Origin of the sequence: Kitasatospora acidiphila (assembly GCF_006636205.1) — a bacterium.
Taxonomy (GTDB): domain Bacteria; phylum Actinomycetota; class Actinomycetes; order Streptomycetales; family Streptomycetaceae; genus Kitasatospora; species Kitasatospora acidiphila.
In genome coordinates, this window is record NZ_VIGB01000003.1 from 5788828 (window position 1) to 5806020 (window position 17193).

11 protein-coding genes, 1 tRNA gene and 2 pseudogenes are annotated in these 17193 nt (G+C 72.3%); 4 read left to right on the plus strand and 10 right to left on the minus strand.

The annotated features are described in order from the left end of the window. Positions 1-3: 3 nt before the first annotated feature. Positions 4-1464, minus strand: coding sequence for a tetratricopeptide repeat protein (locus tag E6W39_RS27515; RefSeq protein WP_141635789.1), 1461 nt, complete (start codon positions 1462-1464; stop codon positions 4-6). A 461-nt stretch (positions 1465-1925) separates the two neighbouring features. On the opposite strand from E6W39_RS27515, the gene E6W39_RS27520 reads away from it, so the two are divergent. Together E6W39_RS27520 and E6W39_RS27525 are read left to right on the plus strand one after the other, a co-directional pair. After that, a complete protein-coding gene (locus E6W39_RS27520; RefSeq protein ID WP_228718386.1) occupies positions 1926-2426 on the plus strand; it encodes a hypothetical protein in 501 nt (166 codons plus the stop codon). 70 nt (positions 2427-2496) lie between these two features. Then, entirely contained in the window at positions 2497-3357 is an 861-nt protein-coding gene (locus tag E6W39_RS27525) for a spermidine synthase (protein ID WP_141635790.1), read from the plus strand. Positions 3358-3359: 2 nt separating this feature from the next. Here the strand turns inward: E6W39_RS27525 and E6W39_RS27530 are convergent, their stop codons facing one another. From E6W39_RS27530 to E6W39_RS27550, 5 genes and pseudogenes are all read right to left on the minus strand, one after another. After that, positions 3360-4295 carry a hypothetical protein gene (locus tag E6W39_RS27530; RefSeq protein ID WP_141635791.1) on the minus strand — a complete coding sequence of 312 codons (936 nt, stop codon included), beginning with the start codon at positions 4293-4295 and terminating at the stop codon, positions 3360-3362. 340 nt (positions 4296-4635) lie between these two features. Further along, positions 4636-5085 carry a DUF4442 domain-containing protein gene (locus E6W39_RS27535; protein ID WP_181799467.1) on the minus strand — a complete coding sequence of 150 codons (450 nt, stop codon included), beginning with the start codon at positions 5083-5085 and terminating at the stop codon, positions 4636-4638. A 154-nt stretch (positions 5086-5239) separates the two neighbouring features. Next, a tRNA-His gene (locus tag E6W39_RS27540) sits at positions 5240-5315 on the minus strand. A 193-nt stretch (positions 5316-5508) separates the two neighbouring features. Further along, entirely contained in the window at positions 5509-6111 is a 603-nt protein-coding gene (gene orn / locus E6W39_RS27545; protein WP_141635793.1) for an oligoribonuclease, read from the minus strand. Between the two features lie 823 nt (positions 6112-6934). Further along, positions 6935-7987, minus strand: a pseudogene (locus E6W39_RS27550) (helix-turn-helix domain-containing protein); the annotation flags it as partial. 292 nt (positions 7988-8279) lie between these two features. On the opposite strand from E6W39_RS27550, the gene E6W39_RS27555 reads away from it, so the two are divergent. After that, positions 8280-8585 carry a hypothetical protein gene (locus E6W39_RS27555; protein WP_181799758.1) on the plus strand — a complete coding sequence of 102 codons (306 nt, stop codon included), beginning with the start codon at positions 8280-8282 and terminating at the stop codon, positions 8583-8585. A gap of 1144 nt (positions 8586-9729) precedes the next feature. Here E6W39_RS27555 and E6W39_RS27560 read toward each other — a convergent pair. Then, positions 9730-10488: an HAD family hydrolase gene (locus tag E6W39_RS27560; protein WP_228718387.1), complete on the minus strand. Its 759-nt coding sequence runs from the start codon at positions 10486-10488 to the stop codon at positions 9730-9732. A gap of 729 nt (positions 10489-11217) precedes the next feature. On the opposite strand from E6W39_RS27560, the pseudogene E6W39_RS27565 reads away from it, so the two are divergent. Next, positions 11218-11661: pseudogene (locus E6W39_RS27565) on the plus strand (universal stress protein); the annotation flags it as partial. A 704-nt stretch (positions 11662-12365) separates the two neighbouring features. Here E6W39_RS27565 and E6W39_RS27570 read toward each other — a convergent pair. From E6W39_RS27570 to E6W39_RS43690, 3 genes are all read right to left on the minus strand, one after another. Next, a complete protein-coding gene (locus E6W39_RS27570) occupies positions 12366-13556 on the minus strand; it encodes an acyl-CoA dehydrogenase family protein (RefSeq protein ID WP_141635796.1) in 1191 nt (396 codons plus the stop codon). A gap of 137 nt (positions 13557-13693) precedes the next feature. Then, complete coding sequence (locus E6W39_RS27575) at positions 13694-14746, minus strand: hydroxymethylglutaryl-CoA lyase (protein ID WP_141635797.1); 1053 nt, start codon at positions 14744-14746, stop codon at positions 13694-13696. Then, positions 14743-17157 carry an acetyl/propionyl/methylcrotonyl-CoA carboxylase subunit alpha gene (locus E6W39_RS43690; RefSeq protein WP_141635798.1) on the minus strand — a complete coding sequence of 805 codons (2415 nt, stop codon included), beginning with the start codon at positions 17155-17157 and terminating at the stop codon, positions 14743-14745. Before E6W39_RS43690 ends, E6W39_RS27575 begins: the two co-directional genes overlap by 4 nt. Positions 17158-17193 lie beyond the last annotated feature (36 nt).

A 17193-nucleotide genomic window follows, 5' to 3' on the forward strand; every position in this document is an offset into this window, starting at 1 on the left:
GCGTCAAGCTGCTTCGGTGGCCGCCTCGTAGGACTCCAGGAAGTCGCGGACCTCGGTGATCGAGCCGTGGTCGCGTAACCCGTCGGCGGTGCCGGCCAGCATGCCGCGGATCCGGGCCGAGCGGACCTGGTCGAGCAGGGCCACGGTGGCGCTGCCGTTCCGGGCAGCACCGGCCAGGTCGCCGCAGCCCAGCCGGTCGTGCGCCAACTCGGCGGTGTAGAGCGCCCGGTTGCGCACGAAGTGCGGCTCCTGCAGCGTTATCGCCTGCCGGGCCCGCTCGGTGGCCCGCTCCCAGTCGCCCAGCGCCGCCCAGCACTGGGCCTCCAGGCCGGCCAGCTCGGCCTCGCCGAAGAACGACATCCACTCCGGGTCGGCCTCGGACTCGCCGCGCTCGAAGAGGATCCGGGCCCGGGCCAGCTGCTGCGCGAAGGCCGAGCGGTCGCGCAGCAGCGCCCAGGCGCCGGCCTCCCGCATCACCAGCAGGGCCAGCAGCCGGTCGGAGTCCAGGTGGCGGGCCGCGCTCTGGCCGGCCTGGGCTGCCCGCAGTGCCTCGCGCGGTCGGCCGGCGTCCCGGGCCAGGAAGGCGCTGTTGCAGAAGACATGGGCCTCCAGCGCCGAGTCGTCGGCCATCCGGGCGGTGGCCAGCGCCTCGGCGTAGAACGACCGGGCGTCCCCCAGCCGGTTGGAGTCGTGGGCCAACCAGCCGACCGAGATGGCCAGTTCGCCGGCCGAGGCCTGGAGCCGGCGCTCGGTGGTGCCCGAGTAGTCGCCCTCGTTGAGCAGCACATAGGCGGTGCGCAGCGACTGGCCGGCCCGCTCGAAGAGGGTGTCGGCGCCGTGCACGTCGTCGGCCAACCGGATCTCCCGGACAGCCTGTTCGACGATCTGGACGTCGGCGGCGCCGACCTTGCGCGGCGCCGGCGGCGCGGGCGTGGCGCGCGGGTCGGCCGCGCGGGCGGGGCCGTCCAGGCCGAGCACGGTGGCCAGGGCGGTGGGTCCGCCGGTCAGGAACGTACGGCGGTGCACGTCGTCGTTCTCCTCGTCCGGTTTGGGCGGGGGAAGTTGGGTGGGTGCGGGGAGGGTGGTCAGCAGGCCCCGGCCCGGCGGCTGGTCGGTGCGCCCGGGTGGGGCGGACCGGCGGGCGGCGGGGCGGCGCCGGACGGCCGAGCGCGGCGCGAAGCCGAGGTCCTCCAGTGACCGGTCGGGCCACATGTGGCGGAAGACCCGCTCGTAGGCGTAGTTGGGGCAGCGGATCTCGCCGGCCTCGACGCGGCCGATGTAGCGGGCGTCGCAGGAGACGTGCTCACCGATCTCCCGGGCCGCCCGGCGGATCACGTTGGCGAACTCCGCCGGGGAGAGGCCGCCGCGCAGCTCGCGCATCGTGGTGTTGCGGACGGGGGCGGGGGCGGGGGCGGGGGCGGCGGTGATGGTGAAGGCGCCGCTGTGGCTGACGGGTTGTGCCATGAGGTCGCTCCGAGCTTGGTGCGGGGTGGGGCCCGTGGGTCGGATGGGCCCGACCGAGGCGACGGCTCGACAGTACCCACTGTTATCAAGCACTCACGATGGGTTTCGGGGAAATTTGCGACTAATTGATGGCAAAGCAGACAAACCTTTGCTGTTTTGCCAAGAAATGCCATGGCTTGCTGTAAGGCGCCCCGTGGCTATCCGTGGCGTCAACCCGTTGGGTTGATATCGGGAAGGCGGCTGCGCTTGCCCCCCGATGGCAGTAGCCGCTGGACCCTCAGTACTCGATCCTCAGCACTCGACCTCCGAAGCAGTCATATTCATACCATCAGTTCACTAATCCTCCTGACGAACCCTCAGTTTCCTTGGTGCTGTGGGAAGTACCACCGCATCGGGCTGAACGGCAGGGAAAGCGGACGCGATGGTCACGGGTAGCGAACCGAGCCAGGAAGGCCCGCACGATGGTCACCGGATTGCCGCAGCTCCGCAGTCTCCTCGGCTTCACCGGCCTCAACTTCACCGGCCTCACCCTCAGCGGTCGTGCCTCGGGCGGCGGGGGCCGAGATACCCAGGCGGCCGGCGCGCCTCGCGGCCGGAGCGGCGCGGGCGGGTCGGCCGACGCCCGGGAGCGCGCGCTGCGCTGCGACACCGTGACCGTCCCGCTGCGCCACGGCCTTGAGACGGTCGACATCCTGCGGCTGCGCCGCGCCTGCGGCTCGGTGGTGCAGGGGCCGGCGGGCGCCGTCGCCTTCCTGGTCCCGGCCGGCACCGCCGACCGGTGGCAGCTGAGCGGCACCAGCTGTACCCCCGGAGCGGCGCCGCTGCCCGCGACCGACCCGCGCTGGCTGGTGCCGCCCGCCGGTTCCGAGCTGACCCCGAGCCTGACCGACCCCTGGGTGCTGCGCGCCGCCCTGTGCGAGGCCGCGCGCACGCTGACGGCCGGCGGCCTCGGGCCGTTCTGACGCTTCACGCCGCCCTCCGGCGGGTGCCCCACCTGCGCGTTCGCCGCCCCGACAGGCGATACTTCGCAGCATGGGACGAGGCAGCACAGCACGAGAAGGGCACGCCCCGCGTACCCACCGCACCGACACCGGCCTGGCCGAGCTGGTGCCCGACCGCGACCACCCGCAGTCCTGGTCGCTGCTGCTCGACGGCGCCCCGCAGTCGCATGTCGACCTGGCCGATCCCACCCGCCTCGGTTTTGAGTACCAACGCCGCCTCGGCCATCTGATCGATCTCGCCGCCGAACCCGGCAAGCCGATCCGGGTGCTGCACCTGGGCGGCGGTGCGCTCACCCTGGCCCGCTACACCGCGGCCACCCGGCCGCGCTCCCGGCAGCAGGTCGCCGAGCTGGACACCACACTCACCGAGTGGATCCGCGCCGAACTCCCGCTGCAGCCCGGCTGGCAGATCAAGGTCCGCGGCGCCGACGCCCGCAGCGTGCTGGAACGCGCCCCCGAGGGCGGGGCCGACCTGGTGATCGCCGACATCTTCTCCGGTGCCCGGGTCCCCGCGCACTGCACCACCGTGGAGTTCGCCGCCCTCGCCGCCCGCGCCCTGGCTCCCGGCGGCCGTTACGCGGCGAACATCACCGACGGCTCCGGACTGGCCTTCGCCCGCTCCCAAGTGGCCACCCTGCGCGCGGTCTTCCCCGAGGTGGCGCTGATCGCCGATCCCGCGGTGCTGCGCGGCAAGCGCTTCGGCAACCTGATCCTGACCGCCGCCCACACCCCGCTGCCGATCGCCGAGTTGACCCGTCGCACCGCCTCGGACGCGGCGCTCGGCCGGGTGGAGCACGGCTCGGCGCTCGCCGCCTTCACCGGGGGCGCCCCGGTGGCCACGGACGCGGTGGCCGCACCGTCACCGGCACCGCCGCCGGGGACCTTCAGCTGAGGTCACTGGCCGTGGCCGCGGGGCAGGCCGCGGTGCTTGTACATCGCGGCGCCGGTGAGCAGCAGCCCGGCGGCGATCGGGATCAGTACGGCGCGCTCCACCCGGTCCGCCAAATACGGTTCGCTGCCCTGGGGGATGGCCGGCTGGTCGCCGTTCGGCTGGGCGGTCGCCGGGGCGTCCTGCTGCGCGGGCAGCCAGTTCACCGCACGCCGAGTGCCTCGGATCGCGGCGCGGGAGGGGGAGGTCTGCTCGATGCCGGGTGCCGATCCGCCGTCGGCCACGGCGACTCCTGCCGCTGATCCGTCGGCCCCGGCCAGTTCGGTGGCCTGCTGGCTCGGCCGGCTCGCGGGTACGGACCCGGGCCTGGCGCTGGGCCCGGCACCGCCGTCATCCGCCCGCCCGGCCGTGCCGGACTGCGGCGCTGCCGGCCCTGGCCGGGGCGGCCAGGGCGCCGTCGTCCCGGCAGCAGGGGTGGCCGGCTCGGGCGCGGCGTCCACTACCGGATCACGGGGCGAACCCGGTCGGGCCGGCGCCGGCGGCAGCAGCCCGGCGGCGATCGCGAACGCGTCGGGCAGGGCGGAGGCCTGGCTCGGCAGTGGGAACCCGCCGTCCCGGATGCGGTCGCGCACCAGGCCGTCGATGCCGTCGATGCCGCCGATGGGCGGGGCCGTGGCGCCGGTGGGTAGAGCGGTGGTGCCGGCAGGTAGTGCGGCGCCGCCGGTGGGTGGGGCGGTGGCGCCGACCGGTAGTGCGGTACCGCCGGTGGGTAGGGCGGTGCCGAGCAGGTCGCCGTCGCCGGTCAGCTGCGCAACGGCGGGGCCGGTGGCCGAACCGTCGTCGGCGGCCCGAGCGACGTCCAGGCCCAGGCCCCAGAGCTGCGCCACCACGATGCCGGCCACGCCACCCGCCGCCAGCAAGCCCAGCCGCGGCCGGGACACCCGCCCGCCCCCCGTGCGGGCGGAGGCCGACGGCCCGGCAGGATGGGAATCGGGCGCGGGTGACGGGTGATTGGCTCGCACGTGAGACGAGAACGAGCCGCGCCGGGCGAAAGTCACGGCGGCGCGCCGGACTTCGTGCGATCCGTCGGCGGGCCGCGCCGGTGGTTCACGGTCGCGGAGGCGGTTTTCGGTCGATCTGACGCCTCGTCGGCTCACTGTCGTCAGACGGGCATCCCGCGGTCCCGCACGGCACGGGTCGCGCGGTGGCGGGACGCAGGACCGCCACCGGGTGCCGCCGTGCGGCGGTGCCCGGTGGCCGCCGTCCGGCCCGGCTCGGCGCTCAGCTGTTCGGGCGCAGCGTCCACTGCACGGTCATCACACCGGTCACCGCGCCGTCCTCGCGGGTGATCTCCACAGTGACCGGGAACTCCGGACGCTCGCCCGCGTCGAGCTCGGCTACGACCTCCGCGGCCGGGCGGCCCAGCACTGCGGTGGCGGTCACGACGCCCATCGCCAGCTTCTTGTAGGCGATCTCGGCGCTCACCGCGAGCGGCACGGCCCGGGAGAGCTGGTCGCCGAACGCGGCCAGCACGATGCAGCCGCTGGCCGACTCGGCCAGTGTGAACATCGCGCCGGCGTGCGGCCCGCCCACGTGGTTGTGGTACTCGGGCTGGTCCGGCAGCTGCAGCACGGCCCGCTCGGCGGTGGTCTCCAGGTAGGTCAGGTTCAGCGTGCGGGCCATCGGAACGGTGGCGGCCAGCATCTCGCCGACCGAGGGTGTCGTCGTCATGGCCGTCATGTTACTCATGAGTAGTGATTGCTGAACAGACATGCCGTGGCGAGGGCGGGGGCGAACGCGCAAGGAGCAGAGGCGCGAAGACGCAAGGGGAAGGGGCGCGAACACGCAAGAGGGCCCGGTCTCCAGGAGACCGGGCCCTCTTCGATGGGGTGAGTGACGGGACTCGAACCCGCGACCACCTGGACCACAACCAGGTGCTCTACCAACTGAGCTACACCCACCATCTGTCTTGCGCGTTCCCGCGCTGACAGGAAGAACTCTACAGGATCTGAGAGGGTGCTCGCGCCAGGGTTTCCCGAGGCCGACCGGTCGGTGGCGTTCCGAAGGCCGAACTGCCGCGCCACGGCCGGGATCGACGGGACGGCCGAGTGGCACAGCTCACAACGGCCGCCCGTCGTCGGCGGACTCGGGCGGTCAGTCGGTGGTGATCTGGTGCTTCGCCGCGATCTCCCGGGCGCGCTCGGTCTCCGGGCCCGGCGCCGGGACGAACACCGCCTCCCGGTAGTACCGCAGTTCGGCGATGCTCTCCCGAATGTCCGCCAGCGCCCGGTGGTTTCCCCCCTTCTGCGGGCTGTTGTAGTACGCCCGCGGGTACCAGCGGCGAGCCAGCTCCTTGATCGAGGAGACGTCCACGATCCGGTAGTGGAGATGCCCCTCCAGGGCGGGCATGTCCCGGGCGAGGAAGCCGCGGTCGGTGGCCACCGAGTTCCCGGCCAGCGGCGTCCTGCCGGCCTCCGGCGCCCACTGGCGCACGTAGTCGAGCACCTTCGCCTCCGCCTCGGCGAGCGTCACGCCGTCCGCGAGCTCGTCGAGCAGGCCGGAGGCGGTGTGCATCTCGCGCACCACCTCGGGCATGGTGACGAGAGCCTCCTGCGGCGGGCGGATCACGATGTCGACACCCTCGCCGAGGATGTTGAGCTCGGAGTCGGTGACCAGGACCGCCACCTCGATCAGCGCGTCGCGCTCGAGGTCGAGGCCGGTCATTTCACAGTCGATCCATACCAAACGGTCGTTCACCCGTCCCAGCCTACGGCGCACCGCCGTCTGCATCATGCGCGCCCGTCGCCGTCGGTGATCCGAGGGCGGGGTGCCGCTGGGGCGGCGCTCATGCCACGTATGCCACGTATGCCGCGTGGCCCCGCCTGTCGCCGAGGTGCGACGGACGGGGCTGCGCGATGCCGGGCTGGTGAAGCAGGCGGCCGACGGCCCGTCAGCGCTCCACCGACGGCTGGTCGGCCGATGGACGATCGGCCGCCGGGTCGACCGGGGCGGCGGCACCGGGGCTGCCGGCCGGTCCGGTCGGCCGGGCGCGGAAAGCGCTGCCGGCTCCGGGTATGCCGCCCGGCAGGCCCGCACCACCCGGGCGGGGAGCCGCGGCCGCACCGGGGGCGCCGTTCAACCCCGGACCACGCCTGGGCGCTGACATCCCGCCAGCCCCGGCGGCCGCACCGGGTGCGAGCGACGGACCGCCCGTACCGCGCGCAGCCGGTCCACCCGGCAGCCCGGTCGGCGGACGCATCGGGGTGCCCGGCCGCCCACCCGGGCGGGCTTCACCACGGGTGTCCGACGGCTGGCCGACCCGGTGCCCCGGCGCCGTGCCGCGTGCGCCGGGGCGCGCCAGACCGTCCTCCGCCACCGCGTGCTCGACCTGCCGGGGCGCTGCCGCACCGCGCCGGGTGGCCGGGCCGGGTTGCGGCGGCACCAGCGGCCGGATCCGGTTCTTGCCGGGCGGGGGAAGCGCGGGCTGTGCCGCCTTGCGCCCCTTGGCGGCAGCCGCGCCACCAGGACCGCCCGCGCCGCTTCCGGCCAGCTGACCGAGGGCTCCGCCCGGAGCCGCCACCGGACCGCCGACCCCGGCCGCCGACCCGGGCACCCCGACACCGCCCGCCGGTGCGCCGACCGCCGGACCACCCTGCGGGGGCACGCCGGCCCCCGGACCGGCACCGGGACGACGTGCCCGGTAGCTGGTCCGGTAGGCGGCGGGGGAGACGCCGAGCTGACGCCGGAAGTGCCCGCGCAACGCCACCGGCGAACGGAACCCGCAGCGCCTGGCCACGTCGTCGACCGACAGCTCCGACGTCTCCAGCAGCCGCTGCGCCTGCAGCACCCGCTGGGTGATCAGCCACTGCAGCGGTGCGCTGCCGGTGAGCGTGCGGAACCGGCGGTCGAAGGTGCGCCGGCTCATGTACGCGCGCGCGGCCAGCACCTCGACGTCGAACTGCTGGTTGAGGTTCTCCAGGGCCCAGGTGACCACCTCCGCCAGCGGGTCGTTCCCGATCTCCTCCGGTAAAGACTGATCGATGTACTGAGCCTGACCGCCGCCGCTGCGCCGGTTCGGCACCACCAGTCGGCGGGCCAGCGCGTTCGCGGCCTCGGCGCCGTGGTCGCTGCGGACCACGTGCAGGCAGAGGTCGATGCCGGCGGCGGTGCCGGCCGAGGTGAGCACGTCGCCGTCGTCCACGAAGAGCTCGCGCGGGTCGACGTGGACCCGCGGGTAGCGCTTGGCGAGCGTCGGCGCGTACATCCAGTGCGTGGTGGCGGGTCGGCCGTCCAGCAGGCCCGCCGCGGCGAGCACGAAGGCACCGGTGCAGAGGCCGATGATCCGGGCGCCCTCATGGTGGGCCTTGCGCAGCGCGGCGATCGCCTCGACCGGCGGCGGCTGCGAGATCGAGCGCCAGGCCGGGACCACGATGGTGCCCGCCCGGGCCAGCGCCTCCAGGCCGAAGGGGGCGCTGAGGGTCACACCGCCGGTGGTGGTGAGCGGTCCCTCCTCGCCGGCGCAGACCAGCAGGCGGTAGCGCGGCACGCCCGCGTCCTGGCGGTCCACACCGAAGACGGAGAGCGGGATCGAGCTCTCGAAGATCGGCGCGCCGCTGAAGATCAAGACGGCCACGGTCTCGCGGCGCCGTCGCCCGGAGAGCTTCCGGGGGGCGGCCGCGGTGCCGGGGGTGCCGGCGCCGCCCTGGGAACTGACGGTCGGTTGGGCGCCGGCACTCAGGACCGCCGCGCCCAGCGGGGTGCCTCCGGCGGGCCCGGCGGTGGGGCCAGTGGCAGGGCCGCCGGTGGGGCCGCCTGTGCCGCCGCCGCTCGCAGGCTGGGCCTCGCCGCCGAGCGTGCCGACTGCGGGACCGGCAGGCCCGGCCGCGCCGGCCGTACCGGTTGCGCCGAGCGCTCCGGAGCCGCCTATGGCCCATTGGCTACCCGACTGGCCGGCGGATCCGGCCATCGTCGGCCCGCCGAGCGATGCGGGCTGCGCGCTTTTGGCCATCGGGCGGGTGCGGACCGCGCCGGAGTTGACGGACGGTCGGAGCGCCGACGGCCCCGAACTGACGGCGGGTCGGGCGGCAGGCTGGGGCGACGCCGGGAAAGACGACGACACCGAGGGGGACGACGGGGCGGCCGGGGCGGTGACGGGCTGGGACGAGGACCGGGACGGGACGTTGAACGGGACGGCAGTTCTCGGGGCACTCGAGCGCGCCTGGCCACCGTGACCGGTGGGGGACTGGCCGCTGTCAGGACCTGTCTCGCTCCTGCTCACCCTGTTCAAGGCGCCCAAGCCCCCTCGGTGGTGTGGTGTGGTGGTGCGGCACTGCTGAACGCTCAACAAGATCGAATCTACTGGGTGGACCGTCACCGTTGTGACAAGTTCACCATCCGACGCTATGTCGACATGGCAATTTGGCGTGATGCATTCGATCACGAAGCGTGGCACCCGTCGACCCCTCTGGGAAGGGGGCGGGCGGGCCGGTGGCTGGTTGCCGTACGGCCGACCCGTGGTGACGGCGGGTCAACCTCTGCGGTGATGCCGGTGGCCAGGCCTGTTGTCCAATTGTGGTGGGGCGGGGTGAAACTGACTGAAAATCGGTGTTGCGTTTGCGGGGCGCGCGGTGCATGCGCGCGCCCGCGAGCGCCACCCTGAGCGCCTCGGCGAGCGGCGGTGTGATCGGTGTCGCAGCGGGTGCGGTGCTGCCGCCGCTGCCGGCGCCGCCGCCGCTGCTGCCGTCGACCGGTCGCCGTCTCCGCTGCCCGTTTGCATCCCCCGCTCACGGCCAGTCGCCTACCCCTGTCAGCCCCGGCCCACGCGCGCCAGCGCCGACTGACCGTTGTGCGGCGCCGCCGGGACTGCGCCGGGCGCTTCCGCCCTCCGGCCGGGTGAGGCACCGGTGCGGCCGCGCGGTGCCCGTGCTGAGCATGCCCCGGAATTCCCCGACTCCCACTTCCGCGAGGCCCCGGTAGTGATTTGTGGGAACAGGGCCGGGTGCTGGACGGCAAGGGCTGATCATCGCAAGAAATCTCATCGCAACCTGAGGGCCCTTCGGCGATTCACGCACCGGCGAAATCCCGCCCCCATTTCACTCCGAGGTGCCCGTGAATCCGGCACACCGTAGGCCCTCAGGCCTCCCTACCGTTCCATGGCGCTTACGACCCTCGGGGCCGGTCGATCTCGCCTGCCTGGGGCCGCTGAATCGTTGAACCCGTGATCTGGCGAACCGTTCGACTGCGGGCTTGGAGACTGCAGATGTGGGGGCAGCGGGCGTGGAGACTGCGGATGTCGGGGCAGCGGGTGAGGAAATGTCGGCGCGTTCGGTCCCGTCGCGTCCGCTGCGGTGACCGTGACGCGGCGGGCCGGGCACCTCAACTCCCCGGGTAGCCGGCCAGCTGTGCGGGGGCGGCCAGGACCAAGCCGATGGCCTCGGGCAACTCGGCAGCGGTGAGAGTGGGACGGTAGCCCAGCTCGGACCAGGGGCGCCCGTGGTGCAGCCAGACGCTGCGCAGGCCCGCCACCTGGGCGCCGGCGATGTCGGCCGGACCGTGGTCACCGATCACCCAGGCGCTGGCGGTCCAGTCGCCGACGAGCGGGATGCCGCACCGCCGAGCCGCGATGTCGAAGATCAACGGATCGGGCTTGGCGCACCCCGCCTCCTCGGAGACCACCCAGGCGTCCACCAGGGAGTCGAGCCCGGTCCGGCGGATCTTCTCGACCTGGGGGCCGGTCCCGCCGTTGCTGACGACGGCCAGCGTCCACCCGGCCGTCCGGGCCGCGCGCAGGGCCGCGACATGGCTGACCGGGCAGTGGATGTGCGCGTTGATGCCCCGTCGGTAGTCGGCCAGCAGGGCAGCCAGCGAGAGGTCCAGGTCGTACCGCCGGCGTGCGGCGCCCAACACGGTGCTCCGCGGGATGTAACCGCCGCCGTCAATCGTGGTCAGCCAGTCCAATTCGGACGGGGGAAGTCGGTGCCGGGCGAGGAAGTCCTCGGCCCACGCCGTGAAGGCGGCGTCACGTGGAAGCAGTGTGTTGTCGAGGTCGAGCATCAGTAACGGCATGGTGTGCATGCTGCCAGCGGCGATGGCGGTGAGGAAGGGAACCTGCAGCTCGGAGCGGTTGTCGGCCAAGTGATCGACTCGATCCGATCGGTGCAGTGGTCGTCACGGTCCGCAACTGGCCCCAGTGGTCCCGTTGACCACAACCGCACCAGCCGCCTCACATCCAGTTGAACATCGCACCTACGGTATGTGTCCGACCTGTTGCGTCGGCTGACTCCGTCAGGCAAGCTCCTGGGAACCGCGCGACGGCGGGGTGACATACCGCCGTTATGGGGCGCGCGCCGATTACTTCACGCCGCCGCCATTAGCGGGATCATTGTCGTACTCGGTCGGAAAGGCTGGGCGGCCACGGTCGCCCGTCGTACTCTGAAAGGAACAGGTCACTTACGGTGCCGCTCGGCTTCACCCGACCACGTGCCCATGAATGGCCTGCCGCTTGGGCAGTGCTGTCCCTCCTGTCGGCCCCTCTCACTCGAAGAGCCTCGATTCATGGCCGGTTCTGAGTCTCCCCGATCTGCAGACCCGTTTCGCTTTCTCGGCGCGGCGGATTTCTCCGCCAAGGATTCTTCGCCAGGCGTTTCGCGGACTCCGCAACCACTGCCGCCAGGCATCGGTGGTGGCCGGCCGCGTCGCGGGTGGTTCGCGTCACGGCTGTTTCGCCCGGCACCGGCGGCGGCCCAGGTTCTTGATGGTGCCGGTGCCACGAATGGTGCCGGCGAGGATGGCGGAGGCGACGTGAAGTCCCGGCACTCCAAGCAGACAGCTCCGCTCGACGGGCGCGATCCCGTCCTCCAGCCGGAGCCGGCACACTCCTGCGACCCGGTCTTCCAGCACGGCGTGGTGGTGGGATTCGACGGCTCGCTCTCCAGTGAGCGGGCTCTCGCCTATGCGGTCGGCATGGCCCGCCGCTCGCGCTGCGGGCTGGTGATCGTCCATGTGGCCAACAGGCTTCCCGCCACCGTCTGGGCCGGCTGTGAGCCCCCCGTCTTTGTCGACATGCCCGACCATCGGACCGAAGTGCTCGGGCTGGAGCTGGCCTGCGCCGACTTCCTGGGCGGCGTCCCCTGGATCCTGGTGGAGCGCGGCGGCGACATCTGCCATGAGATCGAGGAGGTCGGCAAGGAGTACGCCGCCGACGCCATCGTCGTCGGCACGACTCGTGGCCTGATCGGTCGGATCTTCGGCTCGGTCTCCGGGCGCCTCGCACGGCGCGCCAACCGTCCGGTGATCGTTATTCCCTGAGCAGTGGTCAGCTGTTACGGGCTTCTGCCAATCGGGTTCTGATGACCATTGCCGGGGTGCACCTGGCCGGACACGAACGACCCGAGCAAACAATTGGTCGGTGGCCAGTCGGCACTCCCGGCACTCTGTTCGATTGGCGCGCTTACCGATTGCCCGGAGATGGCGACGGGCATGGCAGGGCTGTCAGTATGCGCCAGCGTGGGTGAGAAGCATTTCGGTCGCATGAGGCGTGCCACTCGGGGGCTGCGCTCCCGTTGGGGAGGGCCGGACCGGGAGGCGGCCGGTTGCGCTAGCCCTGCTGTCGGGCGCGATGTCCGGCGTGGTGGTGGACGCTGGCCGGCGGGCCCGCGCGGGGTGCGCCGAACAGGGCGAGCCGGGCGAGCGGGGCTAGCCGCGCCATGGCGCTGACGGGTGTGTCCGGTGCGGCACCGCGTGAGGGTGAGGCCCGGGAGGCCTGGCACACCACCGTGGTGCGGCCGTCAGACCCCCTGGTGCTAGCCGCCCACGGACACTGGAGTGCCGCGCTTCATTCACGGCCTCCGGCGGGGGATCACACCACGGTGGCGGCGGCACATGGCGAGGCAGCCAGCGGCCTCGGCGTTGTGAAGGCTCCGGTGACCGGATGGCCGGTTCGGCAGCGGTCGGGGTAGCCCGGTCGTTCCGGTCACGGCTCACCGGAGCCTGTCACTGGTCGGTTGCGTATGTCAGGGGGTCATGCCCAACTCGCGCGCGATCAGCATCCGCTGGACCTCGGAGGTGCCCTCCCCGATCTCCAGGATCTTGCTGTCGCGCCAGAAGCGGGCGACGGGGTACTCGTTCATGAAGCCGTAGCCGCCGTGGATCTGGGTGGCCTCACGGGCATTGTCGACCGCGGCTTCGGAGGAGTAGAGCTTTGCGATGGCGGCCTCCTTCTTGAACGGCTCGCCGAGCAGCAGGCGGGATGCCGCGTCCCGCCAAGCGAGGCGGGCCATGTGCGCCCGCGTCTCCATGTCGGCGATCTTGAACTGAATCGCTTGGTTGGCCCCGATCGGACGCCCGAACGCGCGCCTGGTCGCGGCGTAGCTGAGTGACTGGTCAACGCAGCCCTGGGCCAGTCCCGTGGACAGGGCGGCGATGGCGATGCGGCCCTCGTCGAGGATCCGCAGGAACTGAGCGAAGCCTCGGCCACGCTGACCGAGGAGGTTGGCCTCAGGGACTCGGCAATCGGTGAAGGACAGCTCTCGGGTGTCGGAGGCGTTCCACCCGACCTTGCTGTACTTCTTCGACACCTGGAACCCGGGGGTGCCGACAGGGACGATGATGGAGGAGATCTCGCGCTTTGACGACTGATCAGCGCCATCTTCACTCGAACGGGCGATCGGTTCGGTGAGCGCGGTCACGGTGACCAGGCCGGTGATGTCCGTACCGGAGTTGGTGATGAAGCACTTCGTGCCGTTGATCACCCATTCCCGGGTGTCCTCGTCGAACCGCGCGGTGGTCCGGGTGGCACCGGCGTCGGATCCGCCCTCCGGCTCGGTCAGGCCGAACGCGCCGAGCATCTCGCCGGCGGCCAGCCGCGGCAGCCACTCGCGCTTCTGCTCCTCGGTGCCGAAGCGGTAGATCGGCATCGCGCCGAGCGAGACGCCGGCCTCCAGGGTGATGGCGACCGAGGAGTCCACTCGGGCCAACTCCTCCAGGGCGAGGCAGAGCGCGAAGTAGTCGCCGCCCATCCCGCCGTACTCCTCCGGGAACGGCAGGCCGAACAGGCCCATCCGCCCCATCTCCTTGACGATCTCGTACGGGAACTCCTCGCGCTCGTAGTACTCGCCGATCTTCGGCGCGACCACGTCGTTGGCGAACTCGGCGACCGTGCGCCGCAGTTCCTCGTACTCGGAATCCAGTCGGTGGTCGAGCATCTGATCCTCCAGTGGTTCGCCCGAGGGGGTGGTACGGGCGCGATGGGGTGCAATGACAGCGCGCGATGGGCCGGCGCGCTACGGCGCTGACTACCGGCGTGCGAGGTGGCGGTGCGCCATTTCAGCGGTCCTGAGCTTCAGTTGGCGTCGACGGATCCGGCCAGGGCCTGCACCGCTCGGGACGGGCTCGGTCGGCCCAGCTCGCCCGCGAGCCAGGAGCTGGTGGCGACCAGGGCGGCGAGGTCGACGCCCGTCTCGATGCCGAGGCCGTGCAGCATCCAGACCAGATCCTCGGTGGCCAGGTTGCCGGTGGCGCTCTTCGCGTAGGGGCAGCCACCGAGCCCGCCGGCCGAGGAGTCGACGATGGTCACCCCGCAGCGCAGCGCGGCAAGCGTGTTGGCGAGCGCCTGGCCGTAGGTGTCGTGGAAGTGCACCGCGAGTTGCGCCATCGGCACCCCGGCACGGCCGAATGCGGCGAGCAGTTCGGTCACCTGGCCGGCCGTCGCGACGCCGATGGTGTCGCCCAGGCTCAGCTCGGCGCAGCCGAGCTCGAGCAGCCGCACGCCTGCGGCCACCACCTGCTCGGGCGCGACCGGGCCCTCCCACGGATCGCCGAAGCACATCGACAGGTAGCCGCGGACCGGCACCCCGGCTTCCCCGGCCCGGGAGATGACGGGGCGGAACATCTCCATGACCTCGTCCATCGAGCGGTTCAGATTGCGCCGGGCGAAGGACTCGGTGGCGCTGGCGAAGACGGCGATCTCGTCGGCCCCACCGGCGAGCGCCCGGTCCAGGCCGCGCTCGTTGGGCACCAGCACCGGCAGCCGCAGCCCGGGGTACTGCTCCCGCAGGCCGGTGATCCGCGGCAGCAGTTCCTCGGCGTCGGCCAACTGGGGTACCCACTTGGGGTGGACGAAGCTGGTCGCCTCGACGGTCTGCAACCCGGCGGCGGCGAGCCGTGCGATGAACTCGGCCTTCACCTCGACCGGAACCATGGACTTCTCGTTCTGCAGGCCGTCGCGTGCACCGACCTCGTGGATCCGCACCCGGGCCGGCAGGTCCGCGTCCCGGACCACGACCGGCAGCCCCAGTTCAAGGGTTCCGGGATCGCGCGACTGCTCCGTTCGAGTGGAATCCGTCGGTCCGGGCACCGAGCGCCCAGCGTTCGGCGTTGCCTGGGTGTTGGTCATGACGAAGCCACCTCCTGGGCGTCGGCGGCGGTGTCCGCTCCGGTGGGGAGGGCCACCTCCTCGGGAAGGACGACTGCGAGCAGCTGCTCCATCGCCACGGTGCCGCCTGCCGCGACCGGGAGTTCGCTGACCGTGCCGTCGTGCGGCGCAGCGATCACGTGCTCCATCTTCATGGCCTCCAGGACCAGCAGCGGCTGTCCTCGCCGGACCTGGTCGCCCACCGAGGTCTTGACCACGGTGACCGTTCCGGGCATCGGCGCGGTCAGGGCGCCATGGTGGGCGGCAGCGTCGGCGGTTCGGTCGGCCACCGAGTCGTACGGGTGGACGGCCCAGCTGTCGCCGTCGATGCCGAGCCAGACCACCGGGCCGGACGCCGAGGCTGACGGGGTGTGGTCAGTGGCCAGAGCGAAAGTGGTGCGAAGGCCGTCGAGTGTGAGTGACAGACCCGTGGCGCCGAGCACGGCGCGGGCCCGGCGGATCGGCCCTTCATTCAGACGGACTAGCAATTCGGGAAACGCAGTTGACGTGATGTCAGCGGGTTCGATAACCGTGTCCGCACTGACAGGTCGTACTCGCACCGAGACCGGGTCCTGACCGGAGACCCGGAGTCGGTGCGTCGTCCAGGCCGGCTCGCCGGCCAGACGCCAGCCGGAAGGGAGGGCATACGGGTCGGTCCAGCCGTCGGAGGCGGCGGCCGGAACGAGGCTCAGATGCCGCACGAGTGCTGCGGCCAGGTAGACGGCTTCCGGTGCCGTAGCCGTGGGCATCGGCCCGTGGTCGGAAGCGGCGGCATCGGTGGAGGTGGCACCCGAGGCAGTGGCAGGGGTGCCGTCCGGAGCGGACTCGCGTGTGTCCCGCGAGGCGTACCGGTCGTGCTGGTCGGCCAGCAGTTCGGGGTGCTGCTGGACGGCCCGTTCGACAAGGCCGGTGTCGAGGCGTCCTGCCACGACGTCCGGGTGCGCGAGCAGCCGGCGCAGGAATCCGGCGTTTGTGGTCAGGCCGAGGATCTGGGTCTCGGCAAGGGCACTGCGCAGCCGGAGCAGGGCGGTCTGGCGGTCCGGACCGTAGGCGATGACCTTGGCCAGCATCGGGTCGTACGCGCTGGTGATGGTGGTCCCTGCGGTGAGACCGGAGTCGACCCGCACGCCCTCTCCGGCCGGCTCCCCCAGCAGCAGAATCCGGCCACCGGTCGGCAGGAAGTCACGTGCCGGGTCCTCGGCACAGATGCGCGCCTCGACGGCGTGACCGAGAAAGGAGATGTTCGATTGGCTGAATGAGAGCGACTCCCTGGCAGCGATCCGGATCTGCCACTCGACCAGGTCGAGGCGCTCAACGCCGGGAGTGCCTGCGGAAGCCGAGCCGGTGGCCGCACCGGGAAGGCCGGCGCTGGTGCCCGCGGAGGCGTCGACCGGGGCAGGGCGGGTGACCGCAACGGCCAACTCGGTGACCGGGTGCTCCACCTGCAGACGCGTGTTCATCTCCATGAAGAAGAACTCGCGGACCGTGTCGCCACCGCCGTTCACGGTGTCGCCACCGCCATCCACTGCGGGGTCGCCGCCAGGCACGATGAACTCCACCGTGCCGGCGCCGGTGTAGCCGCACGCCTGTGCCGCCTGAACGGCTGCCGCGCCCATGGCGGCTCGGGTCTGCGGGTCCAACAGGACGGAGGGTGCCTCTTCGATCAGCTTCTGATGCCGGCGCTGCAGACTGCACTCGCGCTCGCCGAGGTGCACGGTGGTCCCGTGGGAGTCCGCCAGCACCTGCACCTCGATGTGCCGGGGGTTGTCCACCCAGCGCTCCAACAGCAGCGTGTCGTCCCCGAACGCGGTGCGGGCCACTCGGCGGGCGGCTGCCAACTCGGCGGGCAGCTCGGCCGGGTCGCGGACCAGCCGCATGCCCTTGCCACCGCCGCCGGCGGACGGCTTGATCAGCACGGGGTAGCCGATCTCCTCGGCAGCGCGGATCAACTCCTCATCGGAGCTGGCGCCGCCGCGGCTGCCGGGCACCACGGGCACGCCGACTGCCCGGACGGCTTCCTTTGCGTTGATCTTGTCGCCCATCAGCTCGACCGCCTCGGCGGGCGGGCCGATGAACACCAGGCCGGCGTCGGCACAGGCTCGGGCGAACCCCGGGTTCTCGGCCAGGAAGCCGTAGCCCGGGTGGATGGCCTGCGCACCGGTGCGCAGGGCCGCGGCGATGATCTGGTCGCCTCGGAGATAGGTCTCCGCAGCGCTGCTGTCACTGCGGTCGGCCGGGCCGAGGCGAACGGCGAGGTCGGCTTCGCGGACGTGCCTGGCGTCGGCATCGGCGTCGCTGTAGACGGCGACCGACCGGACGCTGAGCCGGCGCAGGGTGCGGATCACCCGGACGGCGATCTCGCCGCGGTTGGCGACCAGGACGGTGTCGAACATGGGAGGCATTCCTCCGGAGCGAGGGAAGGGAGGCGA